The sequence below is a fragment of the Desulfomonilaceae bacterium genome, from assembly GCA_041662605.1.
In the GTDB taxonomy this organism is placed as follows: Bacteria; Desulfobacterota; Desulfomonilia; order Desulfomonilales; family Desulfomonilaceae; genus CAJBEZ01.
The window spans coordinates 1-26,960 of record JBAZSD010000014.1 but is presented as its reverse complement, the minus strand read 5'-3'; the positions used below and the strand labels follow the sequence as shown (position 1 = coordinate 26,960).

Genomic DNA, 26,960 nt, shown 5'->3' with positions numbered 1-26,960 from the left:
TTAAGAGAGGTTACAGGATTCTTCCGGTAGCCTTTTTTTGTTTTGTGTCCATATAGGTGTCCATCCGCCTCCATCCGAATTCTTTAATATTTCACTTGGTCTTGGGCAGTTCAATCACGTTGCCCGTCTGCGCTATAATTAAAAAACCTTAACTGAACCCGTAAACTAGCCTGTACCGAGGCTTTGAATAAATATCGTCCCTGCCGGTTGGGTGAAAACAGCGGAATGTGAGTCTGTGTGTCAGGTAATTGGACGGATTCTGGTCAATATTTCTTTAAAAATATCCAAAACCCAATCCATTTCTCCGGGTCGTGCAGCTTGGTCTTTTTTGTCCTTAAACCTGTTGCCGTGAGCAAGCCAGTTTCTGTACTTTACAATCTTCCCCAGATCGTCGTACAAACTGTTAGAGACACCGCCTTTCAAGATCTCCTGGATATCTCCCAAGTTTCTTATATCCCTTTCCGTTGATGATTTGACGAACTTTTCAGCGCATAAATAAAATGGATAGTTTGCTTTAGACCCTTTTATAGTCTTTTTAATCTCTCCGGATGCATTATCGACGAGTTCAAAGACAATACGTTCGAAAACCCTGACCAAATCGATGAAGCAGACTTCATCTAAAATCGGCATCACATGGTTATCAAAAAGATTCTCAAGATCTCTCTTGCTATAAGGGGCGTCACCATGCGTTTTCTTGGATGTTGCTTCGAGCTTCTTGGCTAAGTTCTTCCAGGCGTTTCTTTTCGCTAACTCCATCGCCTCTGTACAGCATACTCTTAGGGCTCGGTAAATCTCTAGTGTATCCTCCAACTCTCTGCTGTCGTGTTTCACGTCATCCCCTCGACTATAACCACTCATCTAGGAGTTTCTCAAGGCAGACTTTGTCGAACGGGAACTTGGGTCCAGAAAACTTAGTTTTCCATAGTTCCCATCGATGTAATCCTTCCGTGTTTCTCAAGCGGAGCAACAACTGAGCATCAGATTTGAATCCCCTGAGGTACACGTCTATTCGCCCGAGCGCACCTATGACATTCCTCCCGAACGGCTCGAACACGACCGTCTCATCACCGGCGGTTATTTCCAAAGTATCAATCACGTAATCTCCCAAAGGTTCTTCCGACTTGAGTATGGGAGTTCGTGTCACCGTGAGATAGCCTTTTTCTTTCCAAAGCTTCAGCCAACTCTCAACATCGTCGTATAGATCACCGACCGCTGAGATCCATTCGGACCTGAGACTTTCCCCATTCACCTTCTCTTCTGCGGCCCTTTCGGTAAGCCTTTTCAGTTTGTCTTCCAGACTCATGAGAATTCTCCCGCACATTGGACATTTTAAGGAATGGCCGGCACGATTTCTAATATAGAATAAAAGGTTAACTCATTGATGTCCAGCGTTATTGGCGCTCTTTGTGGGTGTTGGCAACAGATAGAATATTGATCTTATATGAAATTGTGGTTGTTCAATATTTAAACGGCAAAATTTCCCATTCTTTCTCCGTCCAACTGTAAGTGCGCTGAAAAAGCGGTATTATATATTGCTTAACCCCTTCTATAATTTCCTGTATCCTTGTCTCTTTAGCATTCATGGGATGTTTATCCATACTATTCAGATAGTTACGATGCTGATATCTGATTGATCTTCTAAACGGGTATGGTGGGCTTATTTGTCTAAAGCCTGCTCACGATCCCCAATGAAAATTTGTGGGCCAAATCAACATACAACCAGTGTGAATTCGCACACAAGTATAATCGTTTCTGGGATTCACAGGGGGTGATCTCTTTTGTTGGAACCCATGCTGTAGCCAGTCAATCCTCCAGGATGTGAACCACCAATCGGGGATCCGTATACGGTAGATCCGCACGTACGGTTCGGAGGGGGTAACCCGCTGCAAAGATATTTCATGCATGACCGAAAAGCAGAAAGCACGATGTCACAGCCATCAGATAGAGAGATCAAAATGCCTTTCAGCCGAGACGGCAATAGGGGAAAGAATATATCGTATGAAAGCCACAGAAAGCGCAACATTGATGGAACCGATGCTGCCGCCGGATGGTGAGAGTAGACTCGAAGACCTCGCCTTTGATATGGCAACGAAGGCCAGTGGCTTAGCGAGCCAACTGCCCCTGACAGTGCGACGGGGCCTGGGCGATCTTGTCCGCTCAATGAACTGTTATTACTCCAACCTCATAGAGGGACATGATACGCACCCCCGCGATATTGACCTCGCCCTGTCTCATGCCGACTATTCGACTGATGCGGGGAAGAGGGCGCTTCAACGCGAAGCCGTTGCCCATATAGAAGTTCAGCGGCTCATCGATCATCACAAAGATTTGCAGGTTGAGACGACAAGCGTTGATTACCTTGTCTGGCTGCACCGCGAGTTTTGCCAACGCCTGCCGGAAGAATTGCTTTGGGTTCAAAATCCGGACACTGGCGAACGGCTGCGTGTGATCCCTGGTGAACTGCGAACAGGATGGGCGCAAGTGGGGAGACATATTCCGCCAAACGCCGAAGAGCTGCCTCGTTTTCTGTAATCGAAGAGGAAATGCAGGTGAAGAATCTGCCCAAAGGTTCATTTCCTGTACTACGCGAAGCCCTGCTGGCGTGGGAGGTGCCGCGTGGCCGAGTCGGAGAGATCACCGGTTACGGTGAGCGCATGGCGCGAAACGTCACCTCCGGCCTCCTTAAAAAGGGATACCTGAAATCCGATACCACCCACAGCCCTCTTATTCTCTCGTTCCCGATTGACGCAGTTGAACGATGGTTTCCAAGGTTGTATCCGATAGCGTCAATCTAATTTTAATGTCAAACATTTCTATCCTGTTCAGGGAGAACTCCATGATAATGTGGTTGACAACCAGCACGGGCGATGGGGCCTGGCGACCATGGAATTATAGTTGCATCGGTCACAATTTCAGAATTGATCGAAGAAAAGGCAGAAACACTTCCTGATAAGACTATTCCGTTTATTGAAGGACAGGAATTCGTAGAGCGCCGTTTTGGTGAGGGGCTAACATTCCTGTTTTGAGTTTTGCAGTTGTGAGTGACCCTATTAGAGCCTTGACAGAAGAAATCTTGATGAAGTTTACTGAATTCTTATGCCCGAATAGAGTCCAACAGCCTAAATAGGCAGTTTCCGCTTAAAAGTAGCGCTCAATTGTTCCAAATGGACGGTTCATTGCTGTAGAGGAGTTAGATATGCCCTTAGCTCTATATAACGTCAGTTCGGATGTCTTAAAAGAATACGGTCAGTTCAACGTGGCTCACGGTGAGAACTCGGCTCAAGGCACTATGCTGGCAGCGTCACGGTGGGCGCAACAAGCTCTGAGGATTCCATGCCCTGCGGCCTTCTGGGATGGTGAAACTCACGAAACTGCTCCCGATTTATATGATCTAGGGATTTATACTCTAGGACCGGATCTAGTTGATCTCTGGAACGTAGACTGCGTTGGCGCCGAGCCGGGTATGGCCTATATGTTTTTAATGGCCGATTCCCACGCTACGAAAAGTGGTTATGCCGCAGGTTACTGGAATGGCGAGCGTGTTCTGAAAGATGTGGATGGAAAAACGGGATATAATTTCGATGTCGTCGGAATAAAGCAGGGGGTTGGCGATGTTCTCTGGATCTATGAAGACGAACTTAAAGAATTTGCCCCCACAGATTATCCGAACGCCGAAGAAGAGTTTCCGGATGGTTTGTTCAGAGCCGCAAATCGTTGGGCTCGTTCAGCTTACGCTGGAGCCAGGCGCTATAATGCCGCCATTCCGTTATTTTTGCGCTCCTGGGATTCGAATTTAAGAAAATTTCGACAAAAAGTTTTTTGTTTCTTTTAGTGTTGTAGATAAACAGCTCGATAGAATGCCTTGGTTGTATATGTCGAGCTGCATAGATTGTTTCCCGGCCTGCGATTCGGTATCAGAGGACAACATCCCGCCTCCCCCGCAACAGGATATTATCATCATTCATCCCGCTGTTAGCCGGGAACATCAGGAGCATCTAGCATTCTTTGGGCTCATGACCCAAAGCTAAGGGGTTCTTATCCCTCTCCCCACTACCAGATATTAAGAGAGGTTACAGGGTTCTTCCAGTAGCCTTTTTTTGTTTGGGGCCCATCCACCTCTGTTCAAGAACACTTTGGTCCCGTGGACAATAAACCTGACTCAACAAATATGAAGAATAGCTTTTTGACTCCCCTATGAATGGAGAGAGCTGTCCATCGGTCATACTGAATTGGAGGATTAAGCAATCTGTGGAGGTATAGTTTTACTCTTTCCAGAAATCTTCCGGCTTTATCTTTATATTGAATCTTCTTAGGATGCCCTGGATCATGGGGCCATATATCGGGGTTTGAGGTCCATGATCTTTTACTGGATAGGTGTAGGGAGCAAATAGAATGTCCTATTTTATAGCACATAATTTGTCCGGTTTAATAAGTCACTATGGAGTTGGCTTATGCGCCAGACAGAGGTGTTACAGGAGATTCGGAAGATGCGGTTTGAATCTGTTTACACGAGGTGGACAGAACGGAGGAAAACTAAATGGTTCCTCAAAAAATTAGAATATACTGCCTGTGAGCGCGAGATAGTATAATGACGATAATTCCGTTTGAAATCTCTCACGTTTTGTGCTCAGCTAAACAGATTAAAGACAGAACCAACATCGGGCAGCGCTCTGTCCGGCAGACTTGTAACCCGACCATCAGGAGGAATGTCATGAAAAAATCTATAGGAGCCAAAACCATTCTCTATCCTACCCCCGTTTTGATAGTGGGCACGTACGATAAGGCCGGCAAGCCCAACGTTATGACCGTCGCTTGGGGTGGGATTTGCTGCACCGCTCCACCCTGCGTCTCAATATCAGTTCGAGAGGCAACCTACACTTACGGTAATCTCATGGAACAGAAAGCGTTCACGATAAGCATTCCCTCGGAGGATTACGTGAAGCAGGCTGATTTCATCGGTATAGCCTCGGGGAAAGATACCGACAAATTTGCGGTGACCGGACTTACTCCGGTGAAAAGCGACGTGGTGAACGCTCCATATGTGGCCGAATTTCCATTGGCTCTGGAATGTAAGGTCATCCATCACCACAAAATTGGCATCCACACACAGTTCATAGGTGAAATTCTGGACATAAAGGCAGACGAGACGGTTGTGGGAGAAAATGGACTTGAAATCGACAAGATCAAGCCGTTCATATGGGCCCCTGATACTTCCCGGGGTTATTACGGCGTCGGTCGGCGTCTTGGCAAAGCGTTCTCGATAGGAAAGGACCTAAAATAGTCTTTCGATTACCCTTTAAGAGCAAATCCTATTCCATCGGATGCGGCTGCCCTGTGCGAAGCTGCAAAATCTTTTGTGTAAATGGCCAAATGCGGTTTAAATCCAGCACAAAGGAGCAAGAAGATGGCCATTACCGAGGAACTACTTTGAACTGATCAGAGATTACAAGAAACCGGAAGATTTAATAGGAGAAAACGGTCTACTAAAGCAACTTACCAAGCGCCTGTTGGAACGACCGATGCAGGCGGAGATGAGCGAAAACCTTGGTTATGACAGGCATGCGTCTTTGGGTAAAAACTCGGGGAATTACAGAAACGGCAGCTATAACAAAAAGCTCAATGGTGATTTTGGCCAAAAGGACATCAGTGTTCCCCGGGATCGCAATTCAACCTTCGATCCGATCATTGTCTCCAAGAGTGAGAGGCGCTTCAAGGGCTTCGATGACAAAATCATCTCCATGTATGCTAGGGGGATGTTTTGCGATGGGCGCAACCGCAACCCACAATAACAATCGGGACACCGATACCGTCGCAATAAAACCGCATCAACAAAACCGTAAAAAAAGGAGACACGAATCCGTGACCCCAGACTAGATCACCGTCACAGCGAGGCCACACCGCCGGTCTGGGCCAGGGAAAATCTCGCCCCCTGGCAACAACAATCTCCTGTTAGTGAATTAGTCAGTGAATTAGTCATAGACAAGTTTCGCCTCATAATCTAATATGAAATCTTCATAGATCTGATAAAGTTAAGCATTATAGTACCGGCATTCCGGCTCAAAGCATTTCACTGTGTAATGTCTCAGTTCGAGTTGGTCGATAGCCGAACTGGAAACCTCATTTCCACCCCAACATCTTATCTGGCTACAGCCCTAGGATCTAGCCCCCGCTAAAATAGGGTTTTCAGCCGGAAAAATTATAAATAGGTCCTCGCCTTCCCTGCTGACGCCCCGCTTTTTGGGGCAGGACCAGTTTCAGCGCATAGACCTAGCGAACGCAGATCGGGACACCCATGATCAATATCACAGGCTATGAGATTATCGGGAAGATCTACGAAAGCCACATCTCGGAAATCTATCGAGCGGTCCGTAATGAGGGTAAAGATCCTGTAGTTCTAAAACTACACGCCAAAAAGCGCCCAGGGCCCCAGGAGATCGCTCAATACAAGAACGAATACAGAATTGCCCGTGCGTTACAGGGGCTTTCGGGGGTAATCCAGGTATACGGGCTGGAGAAATATCAGAATGGTCTCGTGCTGATTACTGAAGACATTCAGGGAGAATCGCTCAAGTTTCTGATGGAATCAATTGAGTTCAGTCTGGAAGAATCTCTGGCCAAGGCAATCCAAATCTGCGCCGGCCTTGGCGAGATCCATGCCGCTCATGTGATTCACAAGGATATCAACCCCTCGAACATAGTCGTGAATCTCCATTCTGGAATACTCAAAATAATAGATTTCGGTATTTCCACTGATATGGCCCACGAAGACACTACTCTGGTTAACCCGAGCATTCTGGATGGAACCCTGCCATACATGTCTCCGGAGCAAACCGGCCGGATGAATTGTCACATCGACTACCGGACCGACTATTACTCTTTGGGAGTAACGCTATATGAACTTTTCACCCGGAAACTCCCATTCGAGACAAGTGACCCTCTCGAATTAGTTCACAGCCATATTGCCGTAACACCAAAGTCTCCAATCAAAATCAATCCTGCGCTCCCTGAGGTTGTTTCCAATGTCATCATGAAACTTCTCTCAAAGAACCCAGGGTCCCGGTATCAAAGCGCTTTGGGCATCAGGTCGGATCTTGAGATTTGTTTGCGCCGGATTCGTGAACACGCAACGGTCCAGACTTTCAAACTCGCCTGTTCAGACGTTCCAGAGAGATTTGAAATCCCACAAAAGTTATATGGTCGAGATGCGGACACGGAAAGTTTGCTAGCTGCGTTTACCCGTGTCGCTGAAGGTGGAAAGGAAATCACTCTGGTCACTGGAGAAGCCGGCATCGGAAAGACTGCGTTAGTACAGGAGGTCTACCGGCCCGTTACCGGGCGACGCGGATATTTTGTTTCTGGAAAATTCGACCAGTTCGGTCGAAATATTCCTCATAGCGCAGTGATCGCTGCCTGTCGAGAGCTTGTGAGTCAGATATTGACCGAAAGTAGGGAAAGTCTTTTAGACTGGAAATCGCGATTCCTTGCCGCTCTGGGAAACGCCGGCCAGGTCATAGCCGAAGTCATACCAGAAATTGAACTCATTGTTGGGCCGCAACCTGAGGTCATAGAATTAGGACACATAGAGGCTCAGGCCCGTTTTCGCATCGTGTTTCAGAAATTCATGCGCGCCTTGTCTAATAGTGAGCGCCCCATCGTAATTTTCCTGGATGATATTCAATGGGCAGACACGTCTTCGATCAAATTGCTGGAATTGTTAATGACGGATTCCGACACAAGGCGCATTTTCCTTATTGCGGCATATCGTGACAAGGAAGTCGACTCATCCCACCCTCTGTTAATTACCCTGGAGGCGGTTCAAAAAGCGAGCATCCTCATCAACCGTATCCACCTGAGAGCCCTCGGACTCGAACAGGTCTCCGAATTAGTTGCGGACATCCTTCATTGCCGGACGGTTGCTTCCAAAGCCCTGGCTGAATTGGTCCAACAAAAGACGGCCGGTAACCCGTTTTTTTTGAAAGAGTTTCTTCAAACCCTTTATCAAGAGAAGCTGGTTGAGTTCGATTTTCGTCTCGGCGCCTGGCGATGGGATTTGGAACGTATTCAACACCATCAGATTCCGGATGACGTTGTTGATCTCATGGTAAGAAAAATCCGGAGAATGCCGTCGACCAATCAGGATCTGTTGAAAATAGCCGCGTGTATTGGAACGGAATTCGGGATTCACCTGCTGTCTTGGGCTACCGGCGAATCACCCCGAAACGTTGTCCTTGCTCTCAAGTCAAGCGTTTCAGAAGGCCTCATATATCCCATAGGTGAAGGATACAAATTGCTTGAACTCGATGTTCCGATTCATGATCAAGACACGAGCATTGACTACAGGTTTGCCCATGATCGAATCCAATTTGCGGCGTATACACTGGTTCCCGAGCAGGAAAGGCCTGCGATTCACCAACATATAGGCCAGGTTTTGATTCACAGGACTTCTGGAGATCCTCTGGGCAATACGATCTTCGAGGCCGTCAACCAGATGAATTTAGCGACCAGCCTGATCGTGTCTGACGTGGAGAAGAGTGAACTCGCGGATATGAACCTGGAAGCAGGAAAAAAAGCCAGGGTATCAGGGGCGTATGAAGCTGCTTTCACTTATTTCCAGACTGGTCTAATGGTACTGGGAGACGATAGCTGGCAGCGAGACTACGACTTAACATTGGGGCTGTGTATCGAGGCCACTGAAGCAGCCTACATAACTACCAGATTTGACGATGTGAGACGATTGACGTCAATTGTTACCAAACACGCTCGGCGACTGGAAGAGAAGGTTCCAGTGTACGAAATGCAAATCCGGGCTCTCATAGCTCTTAACGACAGGGCTGCGGCAATTCAGATTGCGTTGCCCCTTTTGGCTGAACTCGGCGAGAAGTTCCCCGACAACCCGAGTAAGGTGCAGGTGTTCGCCGACTTTGTTAAGACAAAGTTGGCTCTGAGTGGGCGACGAATTGAGGAAATTGAAAACCTCCCGGAAATGCGTGATCAGAAAAAGCTCGGGGCGATGCGTATTATGGAAACAGTTGTTTCCGCCGCCTATTCCGTGGTCCCAAATTTGTTTCTGCTCATGCTTTTCAGGATGGTGCGTCTCTCGGTGAGACATGGCAGCACGCAGCAATCAGCCTTTGTCTATGCCGGATACGGGTTGATTCTCTGTTCGATAATTGGTGACATCAAGTCAGGACACAGGTTTGGGGAACTTGCTCTCAAACTCATACAACGGCCTGACCTCAAAAGTCAGTATACAAAGGTAAATTTTGCAGTTCACGCTCTCATATTTCTCTGGTGTAAGCCCCTCAGGGACGGCCTGAAATATCTTGAGGACGGTTTTCAGACCGGTCTTGAACTTGGAGACATTGAATACGCCTCTCTTTCCGCAGCTTTTTTCTGCACTCACTCTTTCGGCGCCGGTGAGGATCTTGCCGAACTTGGGCAAAAAATGACCCGGTATGTGGATGCGCTCGGCAAACTGAGACAAAAATTCCCCGCCTATTTAATACAGGTTTACCACCAGGAATTACTTAATATGATGGGGCATTCGGAAAATCCCTGTCGCCTGGTTGGCCAGGCCTATGATGAAGAAGAGACATTGCCGGAGTTATTAAAGTCCAATGAGAGGGCAATCGCTCTGACCACATTTGTACAAAAGCTCCGCCTGTGCTACCTGTTTTACAACTATCACGACGCCATCGAAAACGGCCAAAAGGCGGAAGAATATCTGGATGGCGGTCGAGCGACCGTGCTTGTTCCTGTGGTGGCCTTCTATAGCGCCCTCGCGCGTATTGAGATCCTTTCACAATCGGACCATAAACATCGGCGCTCCATATTGAACAAAGTCATGGTTGATCTAAAGAAACTCAAGAAGTGGAGTCAGACGGCGCCGGCCAATTTTTTGCACAAGTTCCATCTGGCGCAGGCCGAGCGATTAAGAGTCCTGGGGCAAGGTAGTGAGGCTGCTGATCATTATAGTCAAGCCATCTCGCTTGCTCGGGATAGTGGCTATATCAACGAAGAGGCTCTCGCCTACGAGAGAGCGGGGATGTTCTACTTGTCGAGGCAGGATTTGGCTAGCGCAAAAGCGCACATGGAGCAGGCTCGATATTGTTACTCCCGTTGGGGAGCGCAAGCGAAAGTCAATCACATAGAAGACAATTATTCCCAATTGCTGGGAAAAACTCCCCTTTTGACAGTTTCTGACACTACCATTTCTGATGAAACCCTCGATTTGGCAGCGGTCCTCAGAGCCTCCCAGATGATTTCCGGCGAAATCGTTCTTGAGAATTTACTCAGGAAACTTATGAAGATAGTGATTGAGGTCGCCGGAGCTGAACGAGGGCTTCTGATATTACATAAAGAAGGGGCTCTCACCATAGAAGCTTCTGCGGACGCAGAGCACGGGGCGCAGTATGAACGCAGACCCGTTCCAGTTGAAGAAAGTCGGGAAGTGTCCTCCGCAATAGTGAACTATGTCGCACGAACAAAGGAACCGGTGCTTTTGAGTGACGCCGGAAATGAAGGCCCATTCACTCACAATGAATACGTATTACAAAGAGGACTCAGATCGGTTTTCTGTCTCCCTATAATGGCCACCGGCCGATTGTCGGGTCTACTTTACCTGGAAAACAATCAGGCCACAGGCGTTTTCACAGCAGGCCGTGCAGAAATGTTGAAAGTACTCTCAGCTCAGGCTGCGATATCTATAGAAAACGCCAGGTTGTACAAGGCCCTTGACGAGACCGCCGAAAGATATAAGTCCTTATTCGAGAATGCCCAGGAAGCCATTTTTGTCATTCAGGACGGTGATTTCAAATTTTTGAATCCCAGGACCATGGGTCTCACCGGGTACTCGTCTGAAGAATTGTTATCCAGACCCTTTGTTGACTTCGTCCATCCGGAAGACCGGGATTTGGTCACGGAACGACTCCTGGATCGTCTGGAATGGGAGCCTGCGCCTAACATTTATCCGTTCAGAATTGTTAGAAAAGACTCAACTACGATTTGGGTTCAGATCAACTCGGTGGTTGTCACATGGGAAGACAGTCCTGCGACGCTGAGCTTCTTGACCGACATAACAGAGCTTAAGAGATCCGCGGACCTTCACGTCCGAACCGAACGTTTGAACGCCATAGCAGACCTAGCCGGCGGAGTAGCCCACAATTTCAATAACATGCTCCAGGTAACGATGGCCGGAGTCGAGTTGGCTCTCGTTGATCTCGAATCCGGGAAAACCGGCCAAATCAGGAAGAATCTCGAACGCATTCTTGATTCCTCAAAACTTGGCTCGGACACCGTCAGACGACTCCAGAGTTATGCGAAAATTAGAGCTGATGACAAATCCCCTGAAAAAAAGACATTTGATTTGTCTGAAGTCGTGAGACAGGCTTCCGAAATAAGTCGCCCGTGGTGGAAGACCAACCTTGAAAAGAAGGGCATCGTAATAGAAATGAAACACCATCTCGCCGATGGCTGTTTTATTTCCGGAAAAGACAGCGAACTCTTCGAGGTACTGGTAAATTTCATCAAGAATGCGGCTGAAGCAATGCCGAAAGGCGGATATATAAAAATCACCACCTCTGTAGTTGAAGATCACGTAATCCTTGAAGTCCGGGATACCGGCGTGGGGGTCTCCGAAGCGGACAAGGAAAGATTGTTTGAGCCGTTTTGGACTACTAAAGGGGCGGCAGGAACGGGCTTAGGGCTAGCGGTCAGTCAGGGGATTCTGAAAAGCCACGGTGGCATAGTCTCAGTGGCCGGCAAGGTTGGAATCGGGACAACTTTCACCGTCAAACTTCCTCTTGCCGAGGCGCCCCACGAAGAAGTTTTTCTTGCTCCTGAAACGATCAGTGACCTTGAGCTGACAATCCTGGTCATTGATGATACAGAGGCGCTGGTGACTCTGTTTCACGATCTGCTTACCGGACATGGCCAAACTGTCCTGACAGCATTTTCAGGCAGCCAGGGAATTGATCTCTACAGACAGCGTCATGTGGATCTTGTGCTTTGCGACCTGGGAATGCCGGGAATGAGTGGTTGGCAGGTGGGCGCCATGGTCCGATCTATGTGCCGGGACAAAGGGATTCCCAAGACTCCTTTTGTATTGTTAACAGGATGGGGTGGACAGTCTTTTGACCGGGAAAGAATGGACGAATCCGGCATAGATGGAGTACTGGCGAAGCCTGTTGATGTTCCAGTGTTGTTTGAAATGATACGGCGCGTAGCGACAATCAAGACATGATTATGAATTGTCTTTGACATTGCCCCCATTGTGAAGCAACCGAATTATCGGAACAGAGAGCTTCTTTTTAAGATTTCGTAGGCTTGGCTGGTTTCTTCCGGCGTCATGAACCTCTCGGGCAGGTTGGGTTTCGGTCTACCCAGGGTTTCGAATTTTGAAAGCCCCATCGGGTTGTAAGAGATAGGCGCCACCGTCTTTGCGCCGGATGAGCGCAAGAAATCCACCACTCCCCCAAGATTTGTCTCGGTCAACGTGACGCCAGGCGCCAAAGGAATGCGAGGGAGGATATCAACTTTGCCCTCTGTCATCAACTCGCGGAAATTCCTGAGAATGATTCCGTTAGGTCGTCCACAATACTTTAGGTGAGTTGCGTTATCGACAAACTTTATGTCGTAATAAATAAGGTCGAGGTATGGATAGATCTTGCGTCGAAAGGCGCCATAGTTGAAATATCCCGATGTTTCGAGGACTATGTGGATTCCTTTTGCCTTGAGGCCCTTGAGAAGAAGTTCAAGATAGCTAGGGAAAAGAGTGGATTCTCCCCCTGAAAGGGTTACTCCGCCATTCGAGTGGCGGTAGTACTCGAAATCACGGAGCAGTACCTCCGTGAGGGCTTCCACCGAATAATACTTGCCGATGAGTCTTAGGCCGTCGGTCGGACAGACATCCGCGCACTTCCCACAGTAGTTGCATTTGTCTCTGAGAATTCGGCCGCTGAGTAACTCGTCCAAAGCTCCTTGCGGGCAGACATCCACGCAGGCCCCGCACTTGATGCACAGATTGCTCGAAAATGCGATTTCCGGTCCGAGTTGTTGGGATTCAGGGTTGTGGCAGAATACGCATCTCATGGGACAACCCTTGAAAAAGACGACGCTGCGTATCCCTGGGCCATCCTCGAAACTGTACCGCTTGATATCAATTATTAGAGGCAGTTGTGTCACGTCTAAAATCGAAACATCGAAAGGAGATTGAAATCCTCAGGCAAGCCCCAATCTCTTCATTAGATCCTTGGCCATGAAACCGAACTTGTGGAGGTAGTTGACGTTACCATATACCTCTACGTCATTAGCCAGTATTGAATCCACGATATCATCACCCCCCGAAAGTATAAATTTCCAGAACGCTTTTACATCCTTGAAACTTACCTTAAGATCCCACTGTTTAGCCCCATCATCGAAAACCAGCATTTCTCCATTCTGAAAGCGGGCTGTCGCTTCCACCTCCTCGTCTTCATTGCAAAACACGTAAACTGCGCTGAATGGCTTCTCGATGTTCCTGCTATAGCCGTCCAGACCCAGGATTTTCCCAATGCCGGACTCTGATATCCTAAAGGCCAAACTCATTCCATTAAGAAGTGTTTCCAGGGTGCGGTCCGAGATGTCTGCGCTCAATTCCCCCACTATGGCCTGAAATTCATCTAGAATGGACATTTTTCTCCTTCTTTAGGGATTTTAATATCTTGGCGAGAAATGGTCCTTGAGAAACCCGTCTTCTCACGACTCGAACTAGGAGATTTCGATGCAATGCTGCGCATTGCCGGTGGACAGGAGATACTCTGTACGCTGTATGATCTCCTCTTGCATCTGGGGATTGAGATCCCGGAAATAGGCTGTGTAGCCCGAGACCCTTACGAGAAGATCACCGTGTAGCTCAGGTCTCCTTTGAGCCGCCTTTAATGTTTCCCGTGACACTATGTTAAACTGAATTTCAAAGCCTCCATCACGACCACCAAAGTCACTACTGAAGAAAGCCTTCACCGTAGCCGCAAAGTTATCCCGCATAAGAACCACATCTGTTTCCGGAGTATATTTGATGTTTAGCGCCACTCCGCTGGAAAGAGCTTCGGCCGGAAGTTGCGCCACTGAACCAAGGGCTTTGCTCAAATAGGGCGTAACATTGGAAACTGGAGTAATGCCGCTGGCAAAGTTCTGACGAGCCTTGCGGCCGTTGGGAAGACTCTGGGTGAGTTTACCAAAAGCTGCATGAATGGTCATGGTCCAGTATCCGACTCGATAATGGCCACCGCGGTAATTGACCCTGCATCCGAACTGCTCATCCAACATTGTCACAACGTCCCGTGCAATCTGATCCGCGACCGGATGCTCATTGCCGAACTTGGGAGTCTTATTCTGATTCCAAAGCAGTTTTCCAATAGCTTCGTGTGTGTTTCCAACAAAATCCTTACTGAGAGCTGCAAGCAGTCTGGGGAAACTTATTTTTTGGTTATCATCAATCTCAAACACCCACTTCCTGATCGCGGCAAGTGAATCCACTACGTCAGCGAAACCCACGATTGCCGCTCCTGAGCTGTTAATCGTAGCGCCACCCTGGATCAGATCCACGCCCTTGTCCATCGGACCTTCGAAGAAGGCTGACAGGATTGGAGTAGGATAAAAATCCTGGTGGGTCTTGCCAAACTGATTGTTCAGTTCAACCGCCCGGTCTATGAGACACTCAGTCTGGCGCTTGAAGGCGTCCCAGAACTGTGCGTAATCATTAAAGATGGCGGGATTGTCCGTTTGAAGGCCGATTTGCTTGTTACCGGTATGCCTGTGCTTTCCCTGGAACAGCGCCATTTCAAGAGTTGACGCTAGATTCAGGATGATCGCGGCATTGTGACCGTAGGTCCTTCCAGCGCTCACGGGTTCCACGCAGCCGACAATGCCGTAATCCCAGGCCTGTTCCGTCGAATGGCCTTTGGAACGAAGCGCCTTGAATACAGCCCTATCATTATGTATGGCTGGAGTGGCCCCTGTCTTGATATTGACCTCGGTAATCCTCTTCAGATATTCGTCGGAATTCTTTCCAGAGTGATACCTTGCGTTCAGATTAGGGTCCCTCAACCTCATCAATTCAGTCGCCTTGAGCATGATGTACGTGAGGTCGTTTACTGCGTCATTTCCGTTTTTGTCCACACCACCTAAGGTGATGGCCTGATTGGAGCCTGTTCCCCCAAAAAGCTGCTCACCTGTTTCCGGCATCATCGGGACGTGATCCCCAATTTTAAGCCATAGGTAGCAAATCAATTCTATCGCTCTTCTAACTGTCAGCGCTCCGGAACTGATATCTCTTTTGTAATATGGATAAAGGACCTGATCCAAACGCCCCAGGCTCATCCCAACATTTGGGTTTTCAAGATGAATAGCGGTCCAGCATATCCACACTGTGGTCAAGGCCTCTCGAAAGGTTCGCGCCGGTTTCTTCGGCACGTTTCGATAGATCTGGGCAATTTCTTCAAGACGGGACTTTTCGGCTGGATCGATATCGGCCCTTTTGGAGTCTTCCCTGGCTTGATTCGCGAGGTTCGTGGAATAGGAGATAATACCTTCCATCGTTTCTCTCACCGCCTGGTAAAACTGCTTCTTGCTCGAATCCGAAGTTTCGTGTTCTTTACGTATAGCCTCCTCAATCATCGAGCCAAGACCAGAGTCCAGAGCTTTTGAAAAATCAGGTATAGCGTGCGATATACACAGCACTTTGCTTGTAATGAAAAAGACCGCATTCTGAAGAAGCGTCATATTGTCAGGTTCGCGAGATGTAATCGTGTGAAACTGACCTGGATAGTCGCGATACCTTGTGATTTCCCACACGGACTTTTTCAGCCAATGGGGAAAAATAGCAAGAGTCAAAGTTTCAATATCATTCTTGTCAATGAAAAAAGGGTTTTGAGACCGGTCCGAAACGGTGTTCAGTTCAGACCACATAGCCAGGGCCAGCAGTTCAGGGTGGAGCAGGACTCCCTTGAACTTGCTTGTGGTGGATCCGGCAAATGGAGATGTGTCATCAATGGAGAACTCGCGCATATTGTGGTCGCGCGCCGATGTGTGGGAAACAATAGGCTCACGTTCTTCAAGAACCTTCCGATACACACGGGCCTTGTCCAGGATTGAGATCCTCGGCTGATCAAGCAAACCCATTTCCAGGTGAAAATTGGTAACCAAACAAGGGCGTTCGATACAAATTTCGGGGACCGCTTGGAAGTATGCGTCTCGCATTTTTCCAAGTTCATCATATTGGTCAAGGCTGATTCCTCTCAGAGAAACGTCACCGAGGGTAACTTGGTTCATGAGCGCTATCCTCCCCTGGTCGCAAAACTCCTTGAAATCCTTAACTTGAAGTAAATGGTATCAAAGAAGGCAAGATATTTTCAATGAGTAAATGTTGTAAGATCAGATATGTCAATATGGACGTCGGGTAAAGCTGCCAGTCGGAAAGTCTCATAAAGGAAATGATCTATTTTATAACTGCTCTAAAATGTTAAGGTAGATGGATTCACTTAGCTAACCTGTTAGGCCAGTCACGTCATAGGCCTTCAGCTCTCAAGATCGGTTGCCCTTTTTCTGCCGGAACAAATTGACTTGGTTATGATATATTGGTATTCAAAACCAGGGTGTATGCGCTCAGGGCACGGGAGATGACCAATTACCCGGTGTCCTAACCCAGAGGTTCAAATCCTCTCCCCGTTGTCAATTATTGAGAGAGGTTACGGGGGTCTTCCGGTAGCCTTTTTGGTTTGGGGCCTCGAAAGTCTATATAAGGGGATTAGTAATGGAATCCATATACGGTGAACTGGCGACTCGAATCGGCCTGGGTCAATCGGACAGGATAGCGAAACTTTTCCAGATCATAGCTGATTTGAAGGAAGCTCAACTGCTTCTGGCGTTACCTGGGACGCCTCCTGAGGTGGCAAAAAAGTTAAATTTGACGGAATCTGAAGTTTCCTCAATGTTGCACACTCTTTTTATTAAAGGGGTGGTATTCCCTTCCGGAAAATCCGATCCGCCGAAGTACAAAATGTCTCGGGACCTTATTCAGTTCCATGACGCGTCTATTCTGTGGCCGGAAGCTCCCCAGGAATTCCTCGATGTATGGCAGGAATTCATGGAACTCGAGTGGCCTGAAATTGCAAAGAATTTCAACAAAATGTTCCCTCGTCCCTTCACAAGGGTTATTCCCGTCGGGGTTACAATTCAGGCGAAAACCCATGTTTTGGCTTTTGAAGATGTAAGTGAAATTATCGAAAAGGCTAATGTGATATCCGTCACAAAATGCACTTGCCGCCTGACCGCCCACAAATGTGACAGGACCCTGGAAGCCTGTCTCCAGATAAACAAAGGAGCCGAATACAACATAGCCCGTGGAACCGGAAGACGATTGAACAAGCAAGAAGCCCTTGACATAGTGCGCAAAGCGGAAGAAGACGGTTTAATCCATGTCGTCATGAATAAACAGAATGTCGATCAGTTTATCTGTAATTGCTGCCCCTGTTGCTGTCAGACCATGCCTATACTCATTAAACACAGCATCAGTGTTATAGAACCGAGCCGATTCGCAGCCAAGGTTGATCCGGATCTTTGTTCGTCATGCGGCGCATGTGTCGACAGATGTTACTTTGGGGCGATAGTCGCAGAAGAAAATGAACCCACCTTTGTGGACGCGAGCAAATGCATGGGATGCGGTCTGTGTCAGGTTACATGTCCCACCGAAGCTATAAGTATGGTGGAAACCAGAGGGACCGATTTTGTCCCGGAAAAGTTCTTTAACTAGGGGAAAAACTTCAGTTGCATTTCTGAGCGGCGGTCAGTCGATGGGAGGGAGTGGCGGCAGCGGCGCAGCGACAAAGGCCTGAACCTTCTCACCTACTGTCGGCGCCGTCACATAATGCCCTTGGAGCGTTCGTTTCATGCGTCTTGCCTTGAACCTAAAATAAGATTCCGCTTATTTTAGGTTGGCGGCTTATTCTAAAAAACGAGCTGGATGTCAATCCCATTTTCTATTTGAACTCAATCCATACTTGTTTCATCTTTAGCCTCCACTTTCTTTTCTAAATATTCTTTTAACGCCACGGCATTATTGTGTTGCTCGTCTTTCGCTCCATAAAGAAGGGTCACGCCTTCCTCGATCTTTTCAATGACAGGGTCCAATATCCTTTGTTTGTGTTCTAACTCGGCAAAATATCTCTTTTTGAAATCACCCCATTTTTGAGGATCATGGTTGAACCACTTCCTCAATTCATCGCTGGGAGCAGCATCTTTCAGCCATATGTCAATCCCGGCTTTTTGTTTGTTTATACCCCGTGGCCAGAGTCTGTCTACCAGTACTCTATAGCCATCATTCCGGGACGGGGCATCATAAATCCGCTTTATTCTTATCACAGGTTTTCTTGCCTTCAGGAAAACGACTGCACGATCTAGAACTTTACCCAACCGTGTTTCTCAAACGTATTCCGGGTGTTATCCTCCAAAGTCACCCGGAGACACGTTTTGCAACACATCTTCCTACTCTTTTTCACATGTGTTAATTTACAGCCCAATGATATTTTATCGGGCTCCCACTGGGCCGAGCCTCGTGACCTGAGCTGGTGAACTCTGTCTTCATCTTCACTTACCCAAGATGTTCGACTTGCTCCGATGGACACGATGAGCATAATTCCCCCGCTTCGTTAAGCCGCAGCAACCCACGCCTAATACCCTCGCGATTGGCAATCAGTAAGCTAATTTTATCTTCGCATTCTTTTCTCAGTTCAGGCGCCGCGTCTCTAGCGCATTGCGTTAACTCTTCTATTTGTGCGTCAATCTCTTTGACGAGCGTTTCCGTTGTTCCGTCGCGATCTGTCTGATTTATCATCTTAATCCCTCCTTCAACAATGATGGGCTAACGGACCATGGTTAATGATCTGTAATCAGGTCTCAGCGTCCTCATGGGATCTATGGTTCAGAAAGTCCCATTCTGGATCTTTGTTAAAGATATTGCGCCATCAGGGCTTTAATGCGCCATTCTTATATATTAAGGATAAACTTGGGTACACGCAAACTCAAGACAGGCCTCGCATAGTAGGCGATGTGGTGTAGAAGCATAGCCCGGGAGTTCCCTAAAGTCGGTCATTCGGCTCGCAGACCATTTACCGGCAAATGCCGAAGGCGGCTTATAGAAACGACTGATCTCACAGAAGAAAGAGGCAGAAAATCAACAGTGATTTTCAGGATATTGCTTTACAGGTTAGCGGCCCGAAGACTATACAAATGTCAGGACAGCCGCATAATTCCGGCTCAAGTAACTGACAAAACCACCTCTTCCGATTGTTGAAGAAGGCTGCCATCTTGGTTCGCAATAGAAAGGATTGGGCACATTATGCAAATGATTACCAGCGTATACCCACCCATTGCCGATTACGGATTTATAGCGGACTGCCACTCATGCGCACTGGTATCCAGCGTTGCGTCTATTGATTGGCTCTGCACGCCGAGAATGGACTCCGCAAGTTGCTTCGGCCGCATTCTAGACTGGCGCGACGGAGGATACTGTCAGATTGTCCCGGTGAAAAAATTCGAAGCTACACGACAATACCTGGACTCCTCGATGATTCTCGAAACTACCTTTATTACAGACGATGGCGAAGCCCGCGTCCGCGACTGCTTCACCATGCGTGAGGGAGGACAACATGAGCCGTATCAGCAGATTCTCCGGTCTATAGATGGAGTGAAAGGGACGGTGGAACTTAGGATAGACGTAGAACCCCGTTTTGGCTATGGAGCGGTGAGACCTTGGATTCGCAGGGACGAACGTGGGAATTTCCTCGCCATCGGCGGCAGCCACGGGCTCGTGATCTCCAGTAACGCTCATCTGGAACTGAAATATCGCCATAAGCTGGAGGGCTCATGTGTCACGGAGAAAGGATCACGGGCCTACCTGTCTATCATGTTCAGGAAGCCGGAGGACATTGACGAAGGGCTGGTGGAGATTCCGGGCGAAGACGAACTGAGCGGCCGTCTGGAAGGGACTATCTCATGGTGGCGCTCCTGGTGTAACAAGGGCAGATTCAAAGGCCAATATTCGGGCCAAACCAAACGGTCGGCCATGATCCTCAAGGGTCTCACCAATGCGCCCACCGGGGCCATAGCCGCTGCAGCCACTACTTCGTTACCTGAACATCAGGGTGGTTGCCGCAACTGGGACTATCGCTTCTCCTGGATTCGCGATTCCTGCTTCACGGTGAATTCTTTGGCGGAAGTCGGCTATGTGAAAGAGGCCAACGGGTTTCGCCGGTTTATTGAAAGGAGCGCAGCGAGCGCCGACCAACTCCAGATAGTTTTCGGGCTTGGCGGGGAACGCTGGCTCCCTGAAAACGAAATCGCAAGACTGGAAGGTTATCGTGGTTCCAAGCCAGTACGGGTGGGGAACGACGCTTGGAGACAGAGTCAATTGGATACCTACGGTGACCTGCTGGATCTCGCTTACCGATGGCACAACCGCGGCGAATCCCCTGACGACGACTACTGGGAGTTTCTTGTTGAAGTGGTAGATGCTGTCGTCGGATCCTGGCAGCGCCCGGACCGTAGCATCTGGGAACTGCGCGGTGAGCCCCGTCATTTCGTATACTCCAAAGTGAAGTGCTGGAACGCCCTGGATCGTGGAATCAAGTTGGCTGAGGAAACCGGTCGTCAAGCCCCCTTGGATAAATGGAAAAAAACACGAGATAAGGTGCGCTTGGCTGTTGAAACAAAAGGCTACGACTCGAACCGGGGAGCTTTTGCGCAGGCGTTTGATCATCACGTTATGGATGCGTCCCTGCTTTTGCTCCCTGGCTGTGATTTCGTGGATTACAATGACGAACGCATGATCCGTACCACCGACGCTGTGTGGGAGGAGCTAGAAGAAGGCGGTCTACTGCGCCGCTATGTCCCCTACGACGATGGGTTGCCGGGCTCTGAAGGGGTTTTCCTGCCCTGCTCTTTCTGGCTTGCGGAATGCCTGGCTCGTCAGGGCCGACGAGACCACGCATGCGAGATCTTTGAGCGTGCCCTGGCTACCGGCAACGACCTGGGTCTGTTTTCAGAGGAATACGACACTATTTCCAATGAGATGCTCGGAAATTTCCCCCAGGCGTTAACGCATTTGTCTCTTATCCAGGCTGCGGTAGCCCTTGCGGAAATGGAGTGAGACAAGGCCGCAGTCAAACCATGAACAATGGCTAAAGCCATCATGGACCTGAGACAACCCCGGTCCGTGGAGTGCGCCTCAGGGAAATCATAGAATTATTTCAATATTTGTTTCGCTCGCCATATCGACCATAGCGTTCGCGCCAGGAAAAAGAAGCCGGCTACCGCAAATATCACAACTGCGAAACTGATGAGCGCTTGCCAATCCATAGTCCGCCTCCTTATTCATATAGCTATCTATGGCGCTTAGATGCAGGAAGGTCGTCTCCGATACGTAACGGTCCAGCGGAAAACAAGAACTGATCGTTTCAAACCTCACATAGCCAAAATCATGTGTGTAGAACAGGAAATGCAAGGATCGTAGGCTCGTGCCAGCATTTCCAACTGATGGGTGATGGATTCCTCGCTTTGTTCGATAATCGCAGGCACGTACGCTCGCATATCCGCTTCGAGGTTTGCCAGGTTTTGTGCGGTGGGAATAACCAGGTTAGCCGTCAGGCATTTGCCATTTGGGCCGTATTCATACTCGTGAAACAGAGTGCCGCGAGGGGCCTCTACAGCTCCTACTCCTCTTCCTTCACGAGGCGAAACCGCAGCCTGCTCTTCTCCGGCCCTTATTCCCCGCTCAAGTAGCATGTCTATAATGTGAATACTGTCCTCCAGGCAATGGGCGCATTCGACAATCTGCGCGAGAGTGTTGGCAAACGGATTGAAGCATGGCGCGGTAATTCCCAGATCATGGGCGGCTTCCAAGGCGAGAGAACTGAGTTGGTCGTGGTTGTTATTGACACGAGCCAAGGCTCCCACCATGTACTGCGGCCGACTCCAGGAAGCGTGCTTGGCGGTGGAATAAGGAACAACCCGCTCATGGATGTAATCGCGGTACCTGCCGGCTGGCACGCATTCGCCATCGCTGGAGAACAGGTCACCATCATAAAAGGCGTAGCGCGTGGGGCTCCTGAGGGAAACGTACTCAGTTTCACGCTCGAATTTAGGGTAATCTACGGTCTTGAACAGCTTTACGGTAACCTTTATATCTTCCAGGCCATCCACCAGGCGATCTCTCATCGCGGCAAGCCTCTTCTCCGAATGTACAAAGCTGAAACCACCGATAGTCATCGCTACCGGATGTGTATGCCTTCCAAGCGTAACGTCGCACAGGTCGTATGCGAGCCTTTTCATGCGCATAGCTCGCCGCACGACGTCCGGAGCGGTTTCAACTAGTGGAAATACACTGGAGACACCGAAGAAGTCAGGCGCCGCCAGAAAGTAGATATGCAAAATATGACTGCTTATAACTTCTCCGTGAAAAGCGAGCCGCCGCAGCAAAAGCGTCTGCTCGGTGACTTCTACACCCAGAGCAGTTTCGGTCGCTTTCAGGGCAGCGCACTTGTGGCTAACCGAACAGATTCCGCAAATCCTGGGCGCACAATGAACAACCTCGTCATAGGTCCGTCCCACCAGGAACGCTTCAAAGAGACGTGGCGCTTCAACTACGGCAAATCGAACATCCACCAGGCTGCCGTCTTTAATCTCAGCGATGATATCGCCGTGTCCCTCAACCCTTGTCATGTGGCGCAATTTTATCTGAGCGTCCTTCGCCATGACTGGAAAACTCCTTACGTCCCAATTCCGGCCAATTGTTATATATCGAGAATTTGTCCAGGATTTCCTCTGCTGTGAGAGGATGCTTTTTCGCTACCACATCCATAATCGAGTGGAGCCGTTCACGGGAGAGAGCCATCGCTGTGGCTTCGAGGTTGGCCTGATCCATGAAGCCACGGCATCCCCGGCATGGATCCCCGTAGGCGGTGCAGATCGCATTGCATCCGCAGCGGGTGAGCGGTCCAAGGCACACCTCACCTTTCTCGTACACGCAGAGATGGTCATTAAGCTTGCATTCTACGCACACCGGCTGATTTGGCGGATAATAGGTTTGTCCTGTGATGATGTGTTTGAATACTGTCAAGAATTCAGGCAAGCTGACAGGACATCCTTGAATCTGATAATCAACGGGGACGACCGCAGTAATCGGGCGTGCAGGCATGGTTTCGAAGTGACGCCACTCACTGCCGTATACAACTTTGAGCATCTCTTCCATTGGTCTAGTGTTTTTCAGCGCATTGTGGCAACCGATGCTGGCGCACGCTCCGAGAGACACGAGGGTCTTGGCTGTTTCTCGAATTCGTTTTATGCGGTCTACATCCTCGTGTCTCGTTATACTTCCTTCACAAAAAGCTATGTCATAGTCTTGGCTTTCATCTGTCATGACCTCGCGCCAAGCCACTATTTCGACATGATTGAGCATTTCCAGCAGCTTTTCTTCAAGCTGCAGAACAGTCAATTGACACCCTTCGCAACAGGCGAAGTCGAAGAAAGCTACACGAGGCTTGATACTTCCCTTCATGAGATTGCTCCCTTGCAAGCCCTAATCCTGATCCTTTTCAGGCGCCCAAGCTTCCACGGCTTCCGTGCGGCCCAGGAGTTCAGAATAGCGGAACACCGGTCCGTCCTGACATACATAGACGTCGTTAAGCTGGCAATGACCACATTTCCCGATCCCACATCTGAATTGCCTTTCCAGCGAGAAGTATATCTGATCCTCGCTCAGTCCCCTTCCAAGCAATTCCATCGCAACAAATCGGTACATCACGGGAGGCCCGACTGCTGCAACCACCATGCCCTTGCCGGAATTAAATTCTATTTCTCGAAGAGGCAATGTTAATACGCCCGTTCTCCCCTTCCATGTGTCATCCGGTTGATCCACGGTAATGTATACCGTCACGTCCGGAGCTTTGGACCACTGCTCCATGTCATCCTGAAAAAGAAGGGTGGAAGGGCTTCTTGCGCCGTAAACCACGATAAGACGGCGGTAATCTTCGCGGTTATCCAGCACGTACGTTATGAGAGACCTGAGAGGAGCCAAACCGATGCCCCCAGCTATGGCAAGGACGTCTCGACCTCTCATCTCAGAGACCGGAAAGCCTCTGCCGTAGGGCCCCCTGATGCCGAGCCAATCGCCAGCGCACACAGCGTCGACGGCTCTACTCAAATTGCCCACTGCCCTGACGCAGATTTCAAAGCTTTCCTCCTGAGACGGAGAAGAGCAAATTGATATCGGGGCTTCGCCGTGGCCGAATACGGATACCATGACGAATTGTCCGGGCTGATGGTTCAATGGGCGGCCGTCAGCTAGTTCTATTTCCAGGAAAGCTTCAGTGGGTCTCATCTGGTATGCCCTGACGACTTTCGCCAATTCCGGCTTATAGAACACACCTTGGCCTAGATCGGGTCTCTTGGAGACACTTTCAGGCATTGTGACCCCCTTTTTGGGAATAGCTTATGAGTTGATTGGAAACATCCACTATATTGATGTCTGCGGCGCACGCGCGGCTGCATCGACCGCAACCGGTGCAATAAGGACGGCCCAACCTCCTGTACAGATATAGGAATTTCCTGTGCCAACGGTGCCTCACCCGTTGCCAACGTTCTCCACGAAAGTTGTGTCCGCCTGCAACAAGAGCGAACTCCAGCAGTTGACAAGAATCCCATGAACGTCTCCTTACACCGCCTGCAAGCGTCAGGTCGAATTCGTCGTCCATGCTGAAACAGAAACAGGTGGGACAGGTTGTGTTGCACGATCCGCAACTGTAACACCGTGACGCAACCTCTTGCCATACGGGTGTCAGCCCACCACGGTCAAGAATGTCTGCAAATTCGGCTATCGGCGAATCCAACGAAGCGGTTGTACGTGCAACTTTTTCCGAACGCCAGCGCTTGACTTCTTCCAAGTGCCGGGCCTGCGCCGGAACTTTTCGGGCAGTTTTCAGCGTCTTTTCACCGGCCGCCGTGTGTATCTCGATGAAATAGGCGCCGTCGATCGGTGTCAGAAACAGATCGCAGGTTTTGCGGGATTCGCTGGTTCCGATTGAAGCGCAAAAACAATACTCATCAGGCAGGCAATCAATGCCGATAATGGTTGCTCGTTTTCTTTGTACGGCCCATCGCATCTCGGCTGGGGGACATGAGTATGCAGCGTCTAAAGCGTCTATCGCCGCCAGATCGCAAGGATGAACACCGATGAGAAGGAACGGGGTTGTCTCGCAGACGACGTCTATTGACGGCGGATTGCCCTCAGTGAAGCGGAACAGGTTCTCTGTCGGAGGGAAAAACACTTTTTTGGGGGGGATCGTTGTGGTTGTGTAGTCTAGCGTCAGATCCAGCGGACCTTTCACCTGATCGAAATAGTGAAACCCTGGCTGATCCGGCCTCTGCCTTGGCCCGACGACCGTCCAGTCTTCCATGATACGATCCAGGAAAAGGCTCCAATCTTCATGTGAGACTACATAGGTTTGCATGCCCACTCCTTACTCTTGCTCTTGTTCGGTTTGCCCTTGCTCCAATTCTTGGCGTAACCGAAGGAGCCATCGGATGTGACCATGTTCCTGGTTAATCACGTCGTCAACTACATTGGTCTCGGAATCACGAATCACTTCCTTGATGGCGGAGTAAAAGAGTATTGAGCGTTTCTCAAAGCCGACACCGAACTCGATGGCCTTGAACGGATCTTTGATGTCGGAGGCATTCCGAGAGGCTTCCGCCGTCTGGTAAAATACCTGATCCCGAACGAGGCTATCCACATAGCTGCGCATTTCCCCTGTGTACGTTTCAGGAAGCGGGTAATCGACGAGTCCTGCCTTCATACGAGAAAAGATATCGACATGTAGACGTTCTTGCTCTATCAAGCGCCGGAAGACCTCCAAAACGTCCTGCTGCAATGTTGATGATGCGCACACTTCATAAAATCTTATCCCCTGACGCTCTATCTGGATGGCCATATCCAGGATCTCTCCGGCACGGAAGAGAGGATACTTCATAGGTTTTCTCCCTCAGCGGCTTGCCGACACTTGGCTAAAATTTCATCTTCAACCTTACGCCAAAATTCACCAACTTCGCATAAAGCGGATTGCTCGTCGTGACCTCCATAATTCTGAACCGACAGGGTTGAAGTAGATGCCTACTCTTCCTGCCTTCGCTCGTTTGCCTCTTTCCGCATCTTTCTCTGTTCGGCGCTCCTTACCCGATGATCACCTCAAAAAACTCGGGAGAGGGGTGGCCGTCGAACAACGCCCCAAGCCCCTTGCTGGCATCGTCGTGGGCGGGACTGTTGTGCATTGCCAAGAAGGTTTCCTGACTCTCGTGCTCGACAATGGCGGTATAATTGGCGCCTTTCACAGGCTTCAAGAGGCGGCGACCAATAAAACCCTTATAGTTTGCAAACGTTTTGTTTGTCGAAGCAAACCACTCAAGAAAGTCAGCGTCTTTCCCTGCTTTGATTGGTGGAAAACTGATAATTACTACAAACATGTTAAATACATCCTCCTGTTCCTCAGGTTTGATGTCCTTTTTGTCTTGGCCTTCCTTAAAAATTGTTCACGTGTTCCGTAAAAAAAAATCCAATTTCTCGGATCAGAAATATAACCATCAGCGGAAGCGCCTTTTATGAACGCCCCCTCTCGCCTCCATTGATGACCAGGAGTTGGGTTCACTAGCGTGCGCCTTCCTCCACTGCTCTATTATTGCGTGCTGCGCAGTAGCCTGGACCTGTAACATCGCAAATTGCCCGGCTAAACGGCGCTGAAGTATTAACTGTTCCTGGGCCCGCTCAGCTTCCCTCTGCTGTTGCTTCAGCACACGAGTGGCTTCTTTTAACTCTTGATTAAAGATCACCACTTCAGGAGGACCCTGGGCAACCGGGGACACCGGCAGGGCAGCATACC

22 protein-coding genes are annotated in these 26,960 nt (G+C 49.2%); 8 read left to right on the top strand and 14 right to left on the bottom strand.

From position 1 onward, the window contains the following. Positions 1-240 precede the first annotated feature (240 nt). Positions 241-831, bottom strand: a complete 591-nt coding sequence (locus WC647_12000; protein MFA6223026.1) for a hypothetical protein — start codon at positions 829-831, stop codon at positions 241-243. A 13-nt stretch (positions 832-844) separates the two neighbouring features. Then, the gene (locus tag WC647_11995; protein ID MFA6223025.1) at positions 845-1,303 is read right to left on the bottom strand and encodes a hypothetical protein; all 459 of its coding nucleotides are present in this window, start codon (positions 1,301-1,303) and stop codon (positions 845-847) included. Positions 1,304-1,998: 695 nt separating this feature from the next. On the opposite strand from WC647_11995, the gene WC647_11990 reads away from it, so the two are divergent. The 6 genes from WC647_11990 to WC647_11965 all read left to right on the top strand — a co-directional run bounded on the left by WC647_11990 (position 1,999) and on the right by WC647_11965 (position 12,241). Next, positions 1,999-2,532, top strand: a complete 534-nt coding sequence (locus WC647_11990) for a hypothetical protein (protein ID MFA6223024.1) — start codon at positions 1,999-2,001, stop codon at positions 2,530-2,532. 17 nt (positions 2,533-2,549) lie between these two features. After that, positions 2,550-2,795 (top strand): hypothetical protein, encoded by a 246-nt coding sequence (locus WC647_11985; GenBank protein ID MFA6223023.1) that lies wholly within the window; start codon positions 2,550-2,552, stop codon positions 2,793-2,795. Positions 2,796-3,196: 401 nt separating this feature from the next. Further along, a complete protein-coding gene (locus tag WC647_11980; GenBank protein MFA6223022.1) occupies positions 3,197-3,832 on the top strand; it encodes a hypothetical protein in 636 nt (211 codons plus the stop codon). An 879-nt stretch (positions 3,833-4,711) separates the two neighbouring features. Then, on the top strand, positions 4,712-5,281 hold the full coding sequence (locus tag WC647_11975) for a flavin reductase family protein (protein MFA6223021.1): 570 nt from the start codon (positions 4,712-4,714) through the stop codon (positions 5,279-5,281). 100 nt (positions 5,282-5,381) lie between these two features. After that, the gene (locus tag WC647_11970; GenBank protein ID MFA6223020.1) at positions 5,382-5,789 is read left to right on the top strand and encodes a transposase; all 408 of its coding nucleotides are present in this window, start codon (positions 5,382-5,384) and stop codon (positions 5,787-5,789) included. A gap of 503 nt (positions 5,790-6,292) precedes the next feature. Further along, positions 6,293-12,241, top strand: coding sequence for an AAA family ATPase (locus WC647_11965; protein ID MFA6223019.1), 5,949 nt, complete (start codon positions 6,293-6,295; stop codon positions 12,239-12,241). A 44-nt stretch (positions 12,242-12,285) separates the two neighbouring features. Here WC647_11965 and WC647_11960 read toward each other — a convergent pair whose 3' ends face one another. From WC647_11960 to WC647_11950, 3 genes are all read right to left on the bottom strand, one after another. Next, the gene (locus tag WC647_11960) at positions 12,286-13,182 is read right to left on the bottom strand and encodes a glycyl-radical enzyme activating protein (GenBank protein ID MFA6223018.1); all 897 of its coding nucleotides are present in this window, start codon (positions 13,180-13,182) and stop codon (positions 12,286-12,288) included. Between the two features lie 36 nt (positions 13,183-13,218). Then, positions 13,219-13,671 carry a hypothetical protein gene (locus WC647_11955; protein MFA6223017.1) on the bottom strand — a complete coding sequence of 151 codons (453 nt, stop codon included), beginning with the start codon at positions 13,669-13,671 and terminating at the stop codon, positions 13,219-13,221. A gap of 75 nt (positions 13,672-13,746) precedes the next feature. Then, the gene (locus tag WC647_11950; protein ID MFA6223016.1) at positions 13,747-16,308 is read right to left on the bottom strand and encodes a pyruvate formate lyase family protein; all 2,562 of its coding nucleotides are present in this window, start codon (positions 16,306-16,308) and stop codon (positions 13,747-13,749) included. Positions 16,309-16,789: 481 nt separating this feature from the next. Here WC647_11950 and WC647_11945 point away from each other — a divergent pair, with 481 nt between their 5' ends. After that, positions 16,790-17,788: a 4Fe-4S binding protein gene (locus WC647_11945; GenBank protein ID MFA6223015.1), complete on the top strand. Its 999-nt coding sequence runs from the start codon at positions 16,790-16,792 to the stop codon at positions 17,786-17,788. Positions 17,789-18,024: 236 nt separating this feature from the next. Here WC647_11945 and WC647_11940 read toward each other — a convergent pair whose 3' ends face one another. Together WC647_11940 and WC647_11935 are read right to left on the bottom strand one after the other, a co-directional pair. Then, on the bottom strand, positions 18,025-18,447 hold the full coding sequence (locus WC647_11940; protein ID MFA6223014.1) for a DUF488 domain-containing protein: 423 nt from the start codon (positions 18,445-18,447) through the stop codon (positions 18,025-18,027). Positions 18,448-18,625: 178 nt separating this feature from the next. Beyond that, positions 18,626-18,868, bottom strand: coding sequence for a hypothetical protein (locus tag WC647_11935; protein MFA6223013.1), 243 nt, complete (start codon positions 18,866-18,868; stop codon positions 18,626-18,628). A gap of 504 nt (positions 18,869-19,372) precedes the next feature. Between WC647_11935 and WC647_11930 the strand changes: the two genes are divergently transcribed. After that, the gene (locus tag WC647_11930) at positions 19,373-21,181 is read left to right on the top strand and encodes a glycoside hydrolase family 15 protein (protein ID MFA6223012.1); all 1,809 of its coding nucleotides are present in this window, start codon (positions 19,373-19,375) and stop codon (positions 21,179-21,181) included. A 314-nt stretch (positions 21,182-21,495) separates the two neighbouring features. Here WC647_11930 and WC647_11925 read toward each other — a convergent pair whose 3' ends face one another. The 7 genes from WC647_11925 to WC647_11895 form a co-directional block, all read right to left on the bottom strand. Further along, positions 21,496-22,785 (bottom strand): Ni/Fe hydrogenase subunit alpha, encoded by a 1,290-nt coding sequence (locus tag WC647_11925; GenBank protein ID MFA6223011.1) that lies wholly within the window; start codon positions 22,783-22,785, stop codon positions 21,496-21,498. Further along, positions 22,739-23,587 (bottom strand): hypothetical protein, encoded by an 849-nt coding sequence (locus WC647_11920; protein ID MFA6223010.1) that lies wholly within the window; start codon positions 23,585-23,587, stop codon positions 22,739-22,741. The genes WC647_11925 and WC647_11920 overlap by 47 nt, the downstream gene beginning before the upstream one ends. Before the next feature lie 21 nt (positions 23,588-23,608). Next, positions 23,609-24,496, bottom strand: coding sequence for an FAD/NAD(P)-binding protein (locus WC647_11915; protein ID MFA6223009.1), 888 nt, complete (start codon positions 24,494-24,496; stop codon positions 23,609-23,611). Further along, on the bottom strand, positions 24,489-25,538 hold the full coding sequence (locus WC647_11910; GenBank protein ID MFA6223008.1) for a 4Fe-4S dicluster domain-containing protein: 1,050 nt from the start codon (positions 25,536-25,538) through the stop codon (positions 24,489-24,491). Before WC647_11910 ends, WC647_11915 begins: the two co-directional genes overlap by 8 nt. A 9-nt stretch (positions 25,539-25,547) precedes the next feature. Then, the gene (locus WC647_11905) at positions 25,548-26,057 is read right to left on the bottom strand and encodes a ferritin family protein (protein ID MFA6223007.1); all 510 of its coding nucleotides are present in this window, start codon (positions 26,055-26,057) and stop codon (positions 25,548-25,550) included. A 199-nt stretch (positions 26,058-26,256) separates the two neighbouring features. Continuing rightward, positions 26,257-26,547, bottom strand: coding sequence for an antibiotic biosynthesis monooxygenase (locus tag WC647_11900; GenBank protein ID MFA6223006.1), 291 nt, complete (start codon positions 26,545-26,547; stop codon positions 26,257-26,259). Between the two features lie 117 nt (positions 26,548-26,664). Further along, a partial coding sequence (locus tag WC647_11895) for a hypothetical protein (protein ID MFA6223005.1) occupies positions 26,665-26,960 on the bottom strand: 296 nt, incomplete at its 5' end.

Bases quoted from the DNA above. Each gene is read 5' to 3' on its own strand.
- WC647_11995 (MFA6223025.1), bottom strand. From the start codon at position 1,303: ATGAGTCTGGAAGACAAACTGAAAAGGCTTACCGAAAGGGCCGCAGAA.
- WC647_11990 (MFA6223024.1), top strand. From the start codon at position 1,999: ATGAAAGCCACAGAAAGCGCAACATTGATGGAACCGATGCTGCCGCCG.
- WC647_11980 (MFA6223022.1), top strand. From the start codon at position 3,197: ATGCCCTTAGCTCTATATAACGTCAGTTCGGATGTCTTAAAAGAATAC.
- WC647_11975 (MFA6223021.1), top strand. From the start codon at position 4,712: ATGAAAAAATCTATAGGAGCCAAAACCATTCTCTATCCTACCCCCGTT.
- WC647_11965 (MFA6223019.1), top strand. From the start codon at position 6,293: ATGATCAATATCACAGGCTATGAGATTATCGGGAAGATCTACGAAAGC.
- WC647_11955 (MFA6223017.1), bottom strand. From the start codon at position 13,671: ATGTCCATTCTAGATGAATTTCAGGCCATAGTGGGGGAATTGAGCGCA.
- WC647_11950 (MFA6223016.1), bottom strand. From the start codon at position 16,308: ATGAACCAAGTTACCCTCGGTGACGTTTCTCTGAGAGGAATCAGCCTT.
- WC647_11945 (MFA6223015.1), top strand. From the start codon at position 16,790: ATGGAATCCATATACGGTGAACTGGCGACTCGAATCGGCCTGGGTCAA.
- WC647_11935 (MFA6223013.1), bottom strand. From the start codon at position 18,868: ATGATAAATCAGACAGATCGCGACGGAACAACGGAAACGCTCGTCAAA.
- WC647_11930 (MFA6223012.1), top strand. From the start codon at position 19,373: ATGCAAATGATTACCAGCGTATACCCACCCATTGCCGATTACGGATTT.
- WC647_11925 (MFA6223011.1), bottom strand. From the start codon at position 22,785: ATGGCGAAGGACGCTCAGATAAAATTGCGCCACATGACAAGGGTTGAG.
- WC647_11920 (MFA6223010.1), bottom strand. From the start codon at position 23,587: ATGAAGGGAAGTATCAAGCCTCGTGTAGCTTTCTTCGACTTCGCCTGT.
- WC647_11915 (MFA6223009.1), bottom strand. From the start codon at position 24,496: ATGCCTGAAAGTGTCTCCAAGAGACCCGATCTAGGCCAAGGTGTGTTC.
- WC647_11910 (MFA6223008.1), bottom strand. From the start codon at position 25,538: ATGCAAACCTATGTAGTCTCACATGAAGATTGGAGCCTTTTCCTGGAT.
- WC647_11905 (MFA6223007.1), bottom strand. From the start codon at position 26,057: ATGAAGTATCCTCTCTTCCGTGCCGGAGAGATCCTGGATATGGCCATC.
- WC647_11900 (MFA6223006.1), bottom strand. From the start codon at position 26,547: ATGTTTGTAGTAATTATCAGTTTTCCACCAATCAAAGCAGGGAAAGAC.